Genomic DNA, 14,682 nt, shown 5'->3' with positions numbered 1-14,682 from the left:
ACACGCATCGGAATACAAAATTTGTAGTATCCCCTTGACACCATGTAATTTATGTATTACATTTGTAATATCAAGAAAAAAGCTTCCTCAAAAGGCAAAACTAAAACCTCTTGGAACCTTGACAATTGCATAGATGCTAGTTTTTAGGGATTAGTTTAGCAATCTATTGAAGGTTGCAATAACCTCAATTAGAGCATCGCAATTATGCTTTCCTTGGGTCTGTAACTCTAACGGTAGAGATCCCGGATGTCACTTGTGCCCTAACAGAAAAAGCTTACATACTAGCTCAATAGTAGAGCAATCGTCTCTAGAACGATAAGTTGCAGGTGCGATTCCTGCGTGTGACACCACAGCTTTTTCGACTCGCACGAGGTGTGAGTGTAACTCTCACAGGGAGGGTATCGGTTCAATCCCGATCAGATCCACTAATATCAATTCGTAATTAAAAGAAGAGGTGATTGTAATGGTTCATATTCGATTTGAAGGACGTTCTATTGATGTCCCAAAAATACAATTGGGAATTGCAGCAGGAATGAATGATGTAGCAGTGAAAGAGCGCGTTGCTCGGCATTTAGATGTGAATAGCGATCGCCTTTCTGCTTACATAATCGATCGCCGTCCTAGTGGCGATTTGATCGTCCGCCCTGAAGCTGTCTATGGTTAAATTTCTGAGTCATCCGGTAATTTAAGACTTAATTCCGCGCCCTAACTTGTAAAGCCTACACACACTATCCGGCAACGGATCGCAGGTTCGATTCCTGCCGCTTCCATTCATGGAAGCGTAGCCAAATTGGTATAGGCAATTGTGAAAACTGCTTTGCTAACTTGTGCGGAATTTCAATCATTTAAATCGTATTTATCTATAACCTTTACTCAATCCAGAGGTGAGTTCAATGATGTTAGCTAACTCATGTTTAATAACAACTCAATTAGAACAACTGCATTTAAACAACGTGAGACATGAGCGAACATCGTTTGAGCGAGATTGTGATTGAGCGTCCTCGTGGTGGGAGGAGAATTAGCCTTAAAAAGGTGACTGGCTTTAAGAAGCAATTATACAAAATCACCCAGGATGCAATTCAGGATGGATTGTTGAATCCCTACCTGATTAAACCAATAAATAAATCTAAGTATCTTTCAGACCATCTCGGCCCCTTACGTCGGTTTTTGCGCTCAAAAGTCGGACAGCCTTGGAATGAAGTTTACAGCCAACTGTGTCAACGATTAGATCCCAGCACAATGGCCGGACAGCATGTTATCGATCATGTGTGGGACTACGTTGAACGGTATGTAGAAATAATTGATGGTGGTTTTTACAGCAAGCCTTATCGAGGGTATCGAATTCGGCTAGATGCAAACCATCGCGATCGCTTCTATATCCATCCTGAAACTGGAATTCTTTGTGCAGCCGAGAAAGTACCTCGAAAGCAGAAGCTAAAGCAGGAACAAACTGAGATTGTCATCATTGATAATTATCATCAATACCAGAAGGTAAACGAGATTTGGTATTTAATTACCTTTGAAGATTTTCCACCGCCACCAACACATTATGTGACGGATGTTGTCAAAGGTATAATTCATCGTTCTGCTGCAATGTATAGAGGTCGAATAATTTACGCTGTCAGAAAGCAGCAGTGTAACAAGAAAGAAATTCGATTTATTTTAAATCAACTTTCTCAAAACTAAAATTTTCACTTCGTGCCCTAACTGGAGAAGCTTACATACTAGCCAAATTGGAATAGGCACTTGATTTGAGATCAAGCAACTACGGGTTCAAATCCCGTGTGTGAATCAACAGCTTTTTCGACTTGCACGAGGTGATTTTAATTTGATGATAATTTCTCTTTGCTTTCAGTGCCTTTTTGCGTAAGTTCTAGTACTTTTGAGTTGCGAAAACTAGTTTTTTAAACGAACCGCAAAGAACGCGTTCGCGCAGCGTCTCGTCAGAGAAGGACGCGAAGGTGAAGAGAAAAGACAGAGAATTTCACTTACTAATCAGCTCATTACCCAGTTCCTAATCCCCAGTCCTTTTTACTTGGCAGTTGTTGCCGCGCCCCGATCGCAGAAGCTTACATAACTCTGCACAAGTTATACACAATGCTTCTACAACTTGCGCGGTGATATCGCCTCGCGTGCAACATCTGCCTCCTTCAATTTCGGATTTTGGATTGCAATCTAAAATCCAAAATCCAAAATCCAAAATTTTTAAAGGAGGTTCATAATGAATACCGCAGAACGTGACTTGCGTTTAGAAATGCTCAACAGTTTGCTGACAACTCCTCACCGCAAACTTGAGCAAGTCACAGAAATTCATCAGTTAATTGTTGAACTCGATCCCATCTTCTACGGACATCTGGCAATCTGGTATCAGCATCATGGTGATGTCCGCGACCACAAAGAAGTGTTTCTTGCTTACTTGTTAACTAGCAATTTAATCGAACACCGCGATGCTGGATTTATGATGCTACAAGAGTTTCCACCCTATCAAGTGGCTCGTGTAGTGGACTTAATGAAGCAGCAGCAAAACAAGCTACCCCGTTCGGCTCGGACTGCGGTACGGCGTTACTTGAAGACACGGGAGAGCAATCCGGCTCTGTTTGATCGCGCCGCTTTGCGAGGTCGTAAGGCAATGAAACACTTATATGCTTCACTGCACATCAAGCCAAATGAGCGGGCAAATGCGATTCTGTTTGGCGATACTCCTCCAGAGGGTTCCTTAGCAAATTTGCTGAAGCAGCTTGCGAAGGCTGAAAATGCCGCAGAACAGGCACGGCTGATTGTGGAGTTCAAAATTCCATACACGATCGCAATTGGTGCAATCAAGCAACTTACACCAGTTGTATTGGTGGCGTTGATCAATAGCATGTCTCCACAAGAAGCGATCAACAACCTTAAGTCTCTCCAGACTAGAGGCGCAATGGATCACCCAGAAGTTAAAAAGCTGATTGATTCTAAGCTGGAATCAGCGTCTAAAAGTGGGCGTGTCTCAGCATTCAAAGCACAGATTGCAACAGATGCCGCAGATTTTGACGCAGACACCGTTGCTCGACTGGAAAAGGTGACAAATGAGCAGGTGAAACGGCGCGGTGCGATCGCTCGTCCAACTGCTTTATTGGTCGATAAGTCTGGTTCAATGGAAAATGCGATCGCGACGGGTTTGCAACTCGCTGCTTTAATCTCTGGTATCACTCAGGCAGAACTGTTTGTCTACGCCTTTGACACTATTCCTTATGCTGTTACAGCAAAGGGCAAGGAGTTGAGCGACTGGGAGCGTGCCTTTCAGCACATCAATGCAGGCGGTGGTACTAGTATCGGCTGTGCATTGGAAGCAATGCGGAAGAAGAAGCAGGTAGTTGACCAGATTATCATAGTGACGGATGAGGGCGAAAATGCGGCTCCTTACTTCGGTGAAGTCTACAAGAATTACTGCCGGGAGTTGGCGATAATGCCCAATGTGGTGATTGTCCGTGTGGGTGGTCATTACAACTGGGTGGAGACTCAATTGAAGCAGCAGCAAGCACCTGTAGATACGTTTACTTTTGCAGGTGATTACTACAGCTTGCCGAACATCGTCCCACTGCTAACGCGCCCCTCTCGTTTGGATTTGCTGATGGAGATTCTGGATATGCCGTTGCCTATAAGAGAGGATAAGTAGAGTAGATCAGGGTGCGTCATAGTTACTTCTAACGCATCCTGATACAGTAACACCATCAAAAAATGACGAAAGATTGTTATTCACAATGATGGCAAATTTGTACAATGTGTAAGTTCTAAAGCTTAGTTAAAGATTTTTGAACATTTGGTATATTTCAGGTAATGGGCATCCATTTTTATCACGAAACAATTGGCGTAAGTAAATAATTTCCTCGTTTGTAAGAGCAAGAGTGTTTGAAATTAATAATTTATCATAAGCAATTTGAATTAATCTAAGGGGGTAAGAAAGAATAGCATGATCTGGATCAAATAAATATAAACCGCTAGTATCAGACAAATAATCTTTTATGGCTCGTCGAAGGCTGTATTGTATTATCTTTTCAAAATGTTTAGGTACTTGAGGTTCAGAAAACTTAGCAATCTTATAGTTTGCTTCTTCTCGTTTTTGTATTAACCATTCTAATGGCTCTTCTAAATCAATAAGTTGTGACAGTATGTAAGGCTCTATATTATGAGCTTTGAAAGTATCTAAAATAAGTTTATGTGTAGTACCTTTACCTTTTTTTGGTAATTCTCCCGGTTTGCTATCAAGAATAAATGGCGTACTTTTATGTGATGAAGTTTGAATATAAAATATACAAACTCCATGACTTGCTAAAAGCGATCTAATTGCATAAAAACTAGCATAGTATAATTTAACAGTAGCCCATGTAAACATCCCTTTGTTAATACTTAAAGTTGCATCAGCTAGTGAAACTATAGATGAGTATATGTAACTTGTTGCATCATTGCTAAGGCGTTGTAACAAAGCAGATGCTTCTGTGTTATTTAAAGCATGATTTTCAATAGCATATTGCGCTGGTTTTTGAGCAATTATGTTATTGATATATATCTGTGCTTGGTGACTCACTTAATTAAATCTCTATCGCTTTTGTAGTTTTATTATCGGGGTTAAAAATATCAACTAGTTTTTGGTAAACATGTTTCTGTGCAGCTGTACCACCCATACCTTTAACCTCAGACTGAAATATCAAACTGCTCTGAGTAAAATTCAGAGTTTTTACTATAGTTTCAACTGTAAAAGACCCTTTGCTAATACAATATGGAAGAAGTTTTAGTTGCAGAAACTCCATAGCGCCAGCAAATCCAGCAGCATAAAAAAATATATTATTTTTACTATCCCAATCTTCTTGGTATTTTTCTTTAATTGCTGTGAAAAAGTTGAAAATTATACGCTTTTGACGTTCAAGCTCAAATATATCTATTTGTTCAAAACTTCCTTTATCTTCTACTAGAGGTTTGATTGAAGATACAGCAGTTGATAGTGCGATACCTCCTTTACGTTTTGATATTCCAGGAAACTTAATTTGATCAGCAAATGGAGAATCTTCAGCTTCATTTAAATATGTTGCAATATCTCTTGCTCTTACAGCAGCAGGGTCTATGACTGATTCACTAGCAATCCCATATAAATCAAAAACTAAACTCCGTGGCACAGTTTTTTGTTCTGTATTAATTGCTAAAAAAATATCTGCACATTCTTTCGTTGTAAGATTTTCATATATAGCTACAGGAATTTCTAGACTAGCTACATCTTCACTCACACTAATTGCTGCCTTAATACCTGCAATTCTGTGTTGGCCATCTATAATTTGAGCAGACCGTGGAGTATTTGATAAACTAATGGTTTGGTTAATTTTACGAAGTGGATTTGTAGTACTAACCCAGTTAAGAATTATAGCACCTGGATAGTCTCCGCCTTCTAAAGTGAAATCCTTAATACTTTCTATTCTTTTAGGATTAAGTAAACGCTGCACTGCACCTGGTTCATTATCTTGTCCACGAACAGAGGCATAGCTAATATTCACTAATAAACCTGCTGGTAGTTTAGTCAAAATTAGCTCTTTATTCATTTGTCTGACTTCTAAGTAAGAAATTTCCACCAATTTCATTTTTGCTACAATAAGTTAATCTAGTATATTTTAAGATAATCTTTTGTAATTGAGTAAAAAAATAAAATTTATATTATATTTCATAATGTAAAAATGTATTATCAACATAATTCTACAGATAAATATAAGGCAAATAGCGACATGAATAAGCCACCTCAAGTAGCAGCGATCGCTCTACTTCAAAATCCCTCTTTTCATCTCTTCCAATTCTATGTAGTATATTGTATTATATTAATATCCTGCGTGCCCTAACTCTTGGAGCCTACATACTAGTACGAGAGGAAAGGTAACACTGCCAAATGCAGTGGGCGTGTGTGAACGGGGAGTACGAAGAACCTGGGAGGTAGGCTTAAAAGTAGCCATCCTTTAAAGAGTGTGTAACAACTCACCAGTGGAGTCCCTCTAGTAACTGAGAATACGCAATGCTCCACCAACTTGCACGCAGAATTTTATTAATTCGTAATTCGTAATTCGTAATTAAGAAAATCAGATTTTATAGGGTTGCATCTGTAACCTTGTTTAAAAAAATTGGTATTAGTTATGACTAACATATTTAAGCTAATTAACCAAATTGCGATCGCACAAGCACAATTGTCTACAACCCAATTCCTTGCGCCTTGTATCAAGGGTGGACGAGTTCGCACACGGGTAGCCGGGATGGTTTACACCTTCACGCCAAAGCCTAGTAAATTTCAAGGTTGGGGCATCTTTCAGCCTGTGGATGAGAAAATAGCAACGGTTGTAGAAGAAGCAGACTTACCCCAGGTTGCAGAATACCTGCAACACTTTCCCCAAATACGACTGCGTTTAGCACATCAACTGCAAAAACAAACTTGGTTAGCATACCCCGTGAATGAAGCAGATATGCGTCAACGGTTGAAGGTAGTTAAACCGATCGCAGTCCACTTAGTTACTGAGGGCGTTACCTTTGAGCAAATTATTGCCCGTTGGAATGGACAGTCTTGCTGGTTTGAGGAAGTTGATCGCCGTACCGATCCGGCAATTGTTGAAACTCTGCAATCTGCCGTCAAGCAACTCATTTCTGCTGAAGAATTACAGTTTAAAGGCATTACTCCAGAAATCCGCACAGTGTATGAATTAGCAACGCGGCGCATTGAGGGCTTTACTCAACCCCAACAGGATGAAAAGCGACTGAAAAAGGCATTGCGGATGGGTGGCGGTGAATTAAATCAATTCCACGATCGCGGCAATTATTGGACAGTCGATTGGACAACTGCTGATGGTGTTCGCCATACCAGTGCGATCGCTAAAGCTGACTTGACTGTTGTCAGTTCTGGCATTTGTCTGAGTGGACGCGATCGCGATTTTGACTTGCAATCCTTAGTAGGTGTGATGGAACAACAAGAGTAGTGAGGACAATGAACATGTTTTTTCACGAACAGCTTTACCGCAGCAATGCAGTGATGGCAAAGCTAAAAAATTATCCTGTAACAATTTGTGGCGCTGGAGCATTAGGAGCTAACATTGCGGAAAACTTAGCTCGGTCTGGTTTTGATCAACTTACAGTGATTGATCGCGATCGCATTGAGGAGCGTAACCTTTCGACTCAGCCTTATTACCGTTCTGATGTTGGAGCCTTCAAAGCGAAAATTTTGGCTAACAATTTATATCGAGCAATTGGTACTAAAGTTGATGCTAAAACTCTTGAGTTGACATCAGCAAATACAACTCAATTACTGAAAGACAGTCAGCTAATTGTTGATGTCTTTGATAATAGTGTGGCACGTCAAGCAGTGAAAGATTATGCTGAACAATTAAGCATTCCTTGTCTTCATGCTGGGCTATCAGCTGATTATGCAGAAGTAATTTGGAATGACGTTTATCGCGTTCCTTCCAAGGTTAATGATGATGTCTGTGATTATCCCCTAACACGAAACCTAGTAATGTTAACCGTAGCTGTGGCGTGTGAAGCGATCGTTTCATTCATTGCCACAGCAGAACAGCCTAACTTCACCATTACTCAGAAGGATTTGACTGTTCAATCTCTGTTTTTGTAGATTGCGTAGACGCTCTTATATCAAATCCGGTTAATCACTTATGATTACCCCATATGTGCAAAAATCAGAAAAGCCTCTTTCTCCTTCCTCCCAGCAAGAACTAAGCCTAATTCCTTACTCCCTACTTTTCGCCCACGTAGATAATTTCAAAAATCAAATACGATTCCTATAGCTGTGTATCTTATCCTTATGTCTTCGTAGAGTACTCAAAGCTTGTTGCTCTATTTGTCGCACTCGTTCTCGACTAATACCTATGCGTTGACCAATTTCCACTAAAGAAAGTTCATTTCCATCTGTTAAACCAAAACGTAAAATTAATATTTCCCGTTGCTGGGGAGTTAATTTTGATAACAAATTTTGAATATTTTGTTGGAGAAACTTTTGGTCAGCGTATAATTCTGGCGAGAGTCCATCATCCTCCAACATATCTTGTAATTCTATATCTTTTTCTGAGCCAACTCGCAATTCTAGAGAGACAGGTTGACGTGCTAAAAGTAAATAATGTCGAATTTCTTTAGGTTCTAAAGATAGTTCATCAGCGATATCAACTACTGTAGGAGTACGACCTAATTTTTGAGTTAGTTCACGTTGAATACGCTTGATTTTGTTCAGTTTTTCTGTAACATGAATAGGTAAGCGGATAGTACGTCCTTGTTCGGCGATCGCTCGTGTAATTGCCTGACGAATCCACCAATAGCCATAGGTTGAAAACTTGTACCCTTTAGTAGGGTCAAATTTTTCAATTCCTCGCTCTAAACCTAAACTTCCTTCTTGAATTAAATCAAGAAAATCTAAGTTACGTCTTTGATACTTCTTAGCAATAGATACTACAAGTCGCAGGTTAGCCTGAATCATTATATGCTTGGCTTCATGTCCTTGATGTAGCTGTTGCAGCAGTGATTTCTCACCGATATTTATATTTTCAATCCATTCTTGCTGTGTGGGTTGGCGTTTTAATTGAATAGCTAATTTTTCTTTGGCAGCAAGTAAAGCCATCATTTGTTGAACTTGCTTGGCCAAATTAATCTCTTGCTCATGAGTTAATAAAGGTATACGTCCAATCTCGCGCAGATAAGTACGCACTGAATCACCAGGAGATAAAGGTTTTTGATTTTTATAACTTTTTTCTAGAGACTGGGTAGATAGATTATTCATAGTTATTTGAACCTTCAGAAGTACTTGTTGCTTTAGAGGAAAATAATACCAATTTGCAATGGGCAACTCTTGGAGACACTAACAGCGAACGTCCCGCTACGAAGAGAGCAATTGAAAAATTTAGATCCAGTAAATTGGAGAATTGGTATAAATTTCAATCCGAGAGGATTAGTGTAAAATTCAAAAATGAAATTAGAATGCAATTCTTAATTTTGATAATTAAGTTGCTAAGGTTAATTTGACTAGAATCGTTTGTTAGCTTGACTTTAAAAGGTCAAACTCAAGAATTAGTCTAGATTTTTCTGGTTGTTGTCATGTATAATTATTTTGCCAAAGCTAATCTTTTTTAAGTTAATAGCTTGATGTGACAGGAGCTTGTCAAAAAATTGAAAAAGTTATGTCTATCCAAATTCCAGAGGATTTCAATTTAGTGAAGTATAGGAATCGTATTTGATTTTTGAAATTATCTACGTGGGCGGGGAGTGGGGAGTAGGGAGTAGGAAATAAGAAATTAGGTTTTTCGATCTGTACAGAGCTTCTTCAGAAATCAAATATTAGTTTTACATACAACCTAAGTCTCAAAATTAGGTATAAAGCCTGTTTTACTTTATAGTTATGCTGTAAGTAACCATTGAAAAAAAGTTCTACCTTTTGACGCACAGCATTGTCTGCAACCTCTTTTGGGTAGTTATTTGGGTTGAAAAAATTACCTGTTGCATACCTACATAAACTGTTGAAACAATTCTCAATGATCAAAAGTCTATTTAGACAAATTTTTTATTTACACTAACTAATTGTTAATATAGTTTGCTCCAAAAATAATTGCATAACAATGACTCTAATAACTAAACACCAATCAAGGCTCGGAGTTGAAGTCCTACGGGGTTGTAATCTTAGCAACCTCACAAATCTAGAGTCGCGTGAATTAAAGGAATCACTTTGGAAACACGGCGTTGTGGTAGTTAGACAGCAAGACATCACCGCAAAGCAGTTGAAAGAATTTTCTAGTAAAACCTTTGGTGACTTCATGTTTGGCTATTCTAAAACCAAAACATTAGATCCCAATATTAGCCCAGACCTGCAAAGCCAGGGTGTGTATATATTGGGTAATCCCAAGGGACTTACTGAAACACCTGTAGGGAAGTTCGCTTGGGAATGGCATCATGATAAAGATGGTGTCCCCAGCACAGAGGGATTGGATATGAATGCACTATATGTTGTCATGCTTTATGGTGTCGAAGTGCCTCCAGAAGGTGTAAATGGGCAGCCCCATACTACAGAGTTTCTCGACATGATAGAGGCTTATAATAACCTAGATCACCAACATCAGCAGCAGTTAGAGCAGATGTCGATGTATCACTCACCACCAATGTTTTCTAAAAGTAGCAATGTAGAGGATGTACCAAGAAAAGTGCATCCGATTGTGTCTACTCACAAAGTCACTGGTAAAAAGGGATTATATCTAGGTTCGGACACTGCGATCGCAGTGGGTATGGAAGATAGACCAGAGGAAGCAAAACGTTTCTGGCAGGATTTGTTTACGGCTGTTCTAGACTGTACACCAATCTACTCCCATGTTTGGCAACCAGGAGATATTATTTTTTGGGACAACTCCCAGGTGATGCACAGAGGTACACCTTATGATGCAATGAAATACAAACGAATTGCGTTGCGTTTAGGAGTTGTGGACAAGGGATAATTTGAGGCAGGGGGGCAGGGGGGCAGGGGAGCAGGGGAGGCAGGGGAAGAATTTTGGAAGTTACTAAATTATCCTGCAATTATGCAACGCGGTTTATTGAGGTGCTGTTTCTGGTGTTGGTGTCGATGTAGGAGTGGGGGTTTCTGTGGGAGTTGGTGTAGGAGTTGGTGTAGGAGTTGGCGTTGAGGTGGGTGTTTCTGTGGGCGTTGGTGTTGGCAATGGAGGAGGGGTGGGATTTTCTGCTGTAATGCTGAGTTGATAATCTATTGGTTTCGATGCTGTGGAAACCACGACAAACTCGTAAAATCCGTTTTCTGGTAATTTAGTTGACAAACTTCGCTCTTTAGAATCTTCTAAAAATTTGATTTTGCCAGAGGGTGAATAAACTGATAACAAAACTTGGGAATTTGCTTGTAGCTTCAATCCCAAAGATTGCTCTTTAGCAAGTCCAGCGATGAATACTTTACCACCACCAGGTTGAAGAGTACCACTGACTGTTTTGCTGATAGCCCCCGGCTCAAAGACAAGTTTCTGGAAAGCACTACTGGCGAGGATAGCACTGAGTTGATCGCTAACAAATCCGTACCAAACTTGTCCAATGGGCTGATCTCGAAAATCTTTACCACGCTGTTCAGGGAATACATTGAAAAAAGCTGCATCCCCTAAATCATACAAAGAACGGCTGCCAACGTTAATTTTGTTTACTTCCACTTTCCAGCGATCGCGTTCAGCACTTGTATAAGTTCCCAGTTGTCGGCGTGCATTAGAACTCAGTGGCGCTAATTTTTCCAGCAGTTCTGAGGCTGTTTTATCCCATTCTGCCCGTAAATCTGCATCTTCAGGGCCATCGCTGAGAGTGCGTCCTCGTAAACTAGGATTTCTATCCCAAAAAACTTCATTCACCAAGTTTACGTAAAAGTTGGAGTTAATACCCAACTGTTGACGGCGATCGCTTAATTGTTCTTTACGCTGCCGTTCGGCTGGTGAATATTGCGCTAAAGGATCGGTTGGTTGCTCACTGGTTGGGGTTGGGCTGGCTATAGGATTAGGTTTGTCCGCTATATCACGGTTGCTATTCAGTCCCCACCAAAGTAATCCAACAGTACCGGCTACTACCGCCGCTACTAGGAAGGTTTTTGTTGGTGTCCACCAGCTTGTGGGTTGAGGGGATGGGGGAGATGAGGGGTATGTAGCTTCAGCTTCCCGCAGGGTGGGGGATGGGGGAGGTGGAGAGACGGCGACGGTGGCGGCTGTAGGTTGTGGTGGGGTAGGGTATTGAGTTGGGGGAAAGTTAGCTGGGGGCGGGTTAAGGGCTTGGAGTACTTGACGGGCTGATTGATAGCGATCGCTTGGTCTGGCAGATAACATTTTATCTAACACCTGTCCCAAAATCGGACTCAGGCTTACTTCCCGTCGCCACTGCCAGGTCAGATTGTAGGTATCAATTAATTCTTGGGGTTGTTTACCTGTCAGTAAAACCAACATTGTTGCCGCCATTGCATACAAGTCGCTGTGGGGAGAGACTAACCCAGTTTGCATCTGTTCTGGGGGTGCAAATCCTACCTTACCCAATAGGGTTGGTGATGGGGAAGATGCAACTACGCCGGGTTGATAATATTGGGAAGCAACAGTTGCTACTACTTGTTTGACACCGCCAAAATCAATTAACATTGGCAATTTGTCAACAGTGCGAAGCATTAAGTTATCTGGAGATATATCTCGATGAATAACGCCTATAGAGTGGATATACTCTAACACTGGCAAAATTGAAAGCAACAATTGCCGTACTTCTACTTCTGTAAAGCGCAAACCCTGTTGTAGTCGGTCATTTAACAACGAGTTGTAAGTTTCCCCTTCTACGTAATCTTGCACCAAAAACAGATATTCTTTACCTCCTAAGTTCATCCGAAGCAGTTCCCGGAAGCGGGGAATTTGGGGATGTTGCAGTTTATAGAGAACACTCGCTTCTCTCTCAAACAGTTCTTCAGCTTTTTGGACAACGTAGGCGGTTTGAACTTGGGGAGAAAATTCTTTTAAAACACAAAGTTCGCGGAAACGATTGACATCTTCAGCTAAATAAGTCCGTCCAAAACCACCTTGGCCAATTTGACGTACAATCACATAGCGATCGCCTAAAGTTAGTCCCGGTTGGATACTATAACTTATGGGTGTATCCAACAACTTTTCACCACACTGGAGACAGAAGCGACTACCTGGGGAATTTTCATGTCCTTGAGAACAATATATTTTAGTCATTTGTTATTTGTCATTTGTTATTTGTTATTCTTCCCCAGTCTCTAGTCCCTAGTTCCCAGTTCCCAATCCCTTTACTTGCCAGATTGTACTTTACTGACTTGATCGGCTGCGATCGCATACCAAACTTGACCGAAAGTCTGTTGATTGAGTTTCCCACGTTCCTGATCGGGAAACAACCGATCAAATTTTTCATTTGTATCTTTGGTCAGCTGATCAATTGTATAATTCCCAAACTGCCCTGATCGCGCTTGCCGTCTCCATGTTACATAATCTTTTTGACTATATTTACCCAATTTTTGACGAGCTGCTGTACTGAGGTCAGCCTGTTCTAGTTTATCCAATAAATCGTCAGCAATACCATACCATTCATCTCGTAAACCAGCATCTTCAGATTTAGATGTGAGGCTACGTCCCTTTAATTCTGGTTTTTTTGTATAAAATAAATCATCTACAAAGGGAGTAAAAAATCCTTCAGTAATTTTTAGCTGTTGACGACGACTGATAATTTCCTGAAGATTGCGATTTTTTCCTTTGTCGCTGACTGGTTTACCGATTGGATTTGGAAGCTGTGGAATTTGCGGTAATGAGATTGATGGGATAGTAATAGAAGTTACGCTTCTAATGACTGCATTTACCACCGCCAAAGTACCTGCACCAGTTAAAACAATTAAAGCTGTTCCCCCTAAACTCATCACAAAAGGGCGAATCCAAACAGGCCAAGATATGGGTTTCGCTATTGCTTGCGTTTTGTTCTGGAATCTACTCATAACAGCACTGGCGCGTTGTCTTCCTGGAGCAACTACCATCGTTTTAATCTTGGTAGTAATATAATTACCTGTGGATTTAGTCGCAGTTGGCGATGGTAAATCTTTGAGGATTTGCTCGGCTCTTTGATAGCGATCGCTTGGTTTATAAGCCAGCATCTTTTTCAACACTGCTTCCAGTTGCGGACTAACTCGGATTTCCTTTCCCCATCCCCAAATTCCCTGATAGCTGTCGTATAATTTTTGCGGCTCTTTCCCTGTGAGCAACACTAGTGATGTCACCGCTAAAGAGTAGAAATCACTACTAAAAAATGCTTTTCCCTGGCGTAGTTGTTCTTCTGGGGCGTAACCCTTTTTACCCAGTAAAGTGTTATTTCCAACTAACTTGGTGCGCCAAAAACCTTGAGAAGCTGGCAATTGCTTAACACCACCAAAATCAATTAATACTGGCAGATTATCAGAACGCCGCCAAATTAAATTATCAGGAGAGATATCACGGTGAACTACATCTCGTGAGTGAATGTAGGATAACACAGGTAAAATCTGTTGCAGTAGGGTGATTATTTCTTCTTCACTAAAAGTTTTTCCTTGAGTTTCACGCTGTTCTAATAATTGGTAATAATTATCACCATCCACATAATCTTGCACTAAAAAGAAAAAATCTTTAGTGCCTATCTTCACTTGTAACGAGGCGTGAAAATGCGGTATCTGTGGATGCTGGAGTGTTTTCAGAACGTTTGCTTCTCGTTCAAATAACTCTTTAGCTTTTTGTAAATCTTGCTTTTCTTCTACTTGGGGTGCAAATTCCTTCAGCACACAGGTTTGATGGGATTTAGTTCTATCCTCCGCTAAATAGGTGCGTCCAAAGCCACCCTGCCCTAATTGACGGATAATTTGATAGCGATTATCCACCATCTGTCCCACAGCAAGAGGTAATGGTTCACCACAATGGGTACAAAAGCGGTTACTACCATTATTTGTGTGTTGTTTACTGCAATAGAGCTGCATGGTGCCCAAGGATAAATGAAGGTTTTATTGAATGACTACAAGTGCATGATCTCATTTTCGGATATTTTAGGAAATATTAGGGGCTGAGTATTCCTATATTAAATCCGTGTTGCTAAGAATAATTGGGGTTTTGGGGGTATTAGATAACAGCTAAAATACTGGCAGCAAGTAACGGT

11 protein-coding genes and 1 tRNA gene are annotated in these 14,682 nt (G+C 40.5%); 7 read left to right on the top strand and 5 right to left on the bottom strand.

Annotated elements, in window-relative coordinates; genetic code table 11:
* Window positions 1-463 precede the first annotated feature (463 nt).
* From RMZ43_RS16585 to RMZ43_RS16570, 4 genes are all read left to right on the top strand, one after another.
* A complete protein-coding gene (locus RMZ43_RS16585; protein ID WP_322652472.1) occupies window positions 464-664 on the top strand; it encodes a hypothetical protein in 201 nt (66 codons plus the stop codon).
* Between the two features lie 296 nt (window positions 665-960).
* Complete coding sequence (locus tag RMZ43_RS16580) at window positions 961-1,686, top strand: hypothetical protein (protein ID WP_322652471.1); 726 nt, start codon at window positions 961-963, stop codon at window positions 1,684-1,686.
* Window positions 1,687-1,718: 32 nt separating this feature from the next.
* A tRNA-Ser gene (locus RMZ43_RS16575) sits at window positions 1,719-1,789 on the top strand.
* A 432-nt stretch (window positions 1,790-2,221) separates the two neighbouring features.
* Window positions 2,222-3,655, top strand: a complete 1,434-nt coding sequence (locus RMZ43_RS16570; RefSeq protein WP_322652470.1) for a vWA domain-containing protein — start codon at window positions 2,222-2,224, stop codon at window positions 3,653-3,655.
* Window positions 3,656-3,781: 126 nt separating this feature from the next.
* Here RMZ43_RS16570 and RMZ43_RS16565 read toward each other — a convergent pair whose 3' ends face one another.
* Window positions 3,782-4,564 carry a hypothetical protein gene (locus RMZ43_RS16565; protein WP_322652469.1) on the bottom strand — a complete coding sequence of 261 codons (783 nt, stop codon included), beginning with the start codon at window positions 4,562-4,564 and terminating at the stop codon, window positions 3,782-3,784.
* Between the two features lie 4 nt (window positions 4,565-4,568).
* Window positions 4,569-5,567, bottom strand: coding sequence for a DGQHR domain-containing protein (locus tag RMZ43_RS16560; RefSeq protein WP_416212413.1), 999 nt, complete (start codon window positions 5,565-5,567; stop codon window positions 4,569-4,571).
* A 579-nt stretch (window positions 5,568-6,146) separates the two neighbouring features.
* Between RMZ43_RS16560 and RMZ43_RS16555 the strand changes: the two genes are divergently transcribed.
* Together RMZ43_RS16555 and RMZ43_RS16550 are read left to right on the top strand one after the other, a co-directional pair.
* Window positions 6,147-6,977 carry a hypothetical protein gene (locus tag RMZ43_RS16555; RefSeq protein WP_322652467.1) on the top strand — a complete coding sequence of 277 codons (831 nt, stop codon included), beginning with the start codon at window positions 6,147-6,149 and terminating at the stop codon, window positions 6,975-6,977.
* 8 nt (window positions 6,978-6,985) lie between these two features.
* Window positions 6,986-7,624, top strand: a complete 639-nt coding sequence (locus tag RMZ43_RS16550; protein WP_322652466.1) for a HesA/MoeB/ThiF family protein — start codon at window positions 6,986-6,988, stop codon at window positions 7,622-7,624.
* Window positions 7,625-7,777: 153 nt separating this feature from the next.
* Here RMZ43_RS16550 and RMZ43_RS16545 read toward each other — a convergent pair whose 3' ends face one another.
* Window positions 7,778-8,779 carry an RNA polymerase sigma factor, RpoD/SigA family gene (locus RMZ43_RS16545; protein WP_322652465.1) on the bottom strand — a complete coding sequence of 334 codons (1,002 nt, stop codon included), beginning with the start codon at window positions 8,777-8,779 and terminating at the stop codon, window positions 7,778-7,780.
* A gap of 832 nt (window positions 8,780-9,611) precedes the next feature.
* Here RMZ43_RS16545 and RMZ43_RS16540 point away from each other — a divergent pair.
* The gene (locus RMZ43_RS16540) at window positions 9,612-10,478 is read left to right on the top strand and encodes a TauD/TfdA dioxygenase family protein (RefSeq protein ID WP_322652464.1); all 867 of its coding nucleotides are present in this window, start codon (window positions 9,612-9,614) and stop codon (window positions 10,476-10,478) included.
* A gap of 93 nt (window positions 10,479-10,571) precedes the next feature.
* On the opposite strand, the gene RMZ43_RS16535 is transcribed toward RMZ43_RS16540, so the two are convergent.
* Entirely contained in the window at window positions 10,572-12,734 is a 2,163-nt protein-coding gene (locus tag RMZ43_RS16535) for a serine/threonine-protein kinase (protein WP_322652463.1), read from the bottom strand.
* Window positions 12,735-12,805: 71 nt separating this feature from the next.
* Window positions 12,806-14,506, bottom strand: coding sequence for a serine/threonine-protein kinase (locus tag RMZ43_RS16530; RefSeq protein WP_322652462.1), 1,701 nt, complete (start codon window positions 14,504-14,506; stop codon window positions 12,806-12,808).
* Window positions 14,507-14,682 lie beyond the last annotated feature (176 nt).

It is taken from the genome of Nostoc sp. CmiVER01 (assembly GCF_034531135.2).
GTDB lineage: Bacteria > Cyanobacteriota > Cyanobacteriia > Cyanobacteriales > Nostocaceae > Nostoc.
This window is presented reverse-complemented; position numbering and strand designations above follow the sequence as displayed.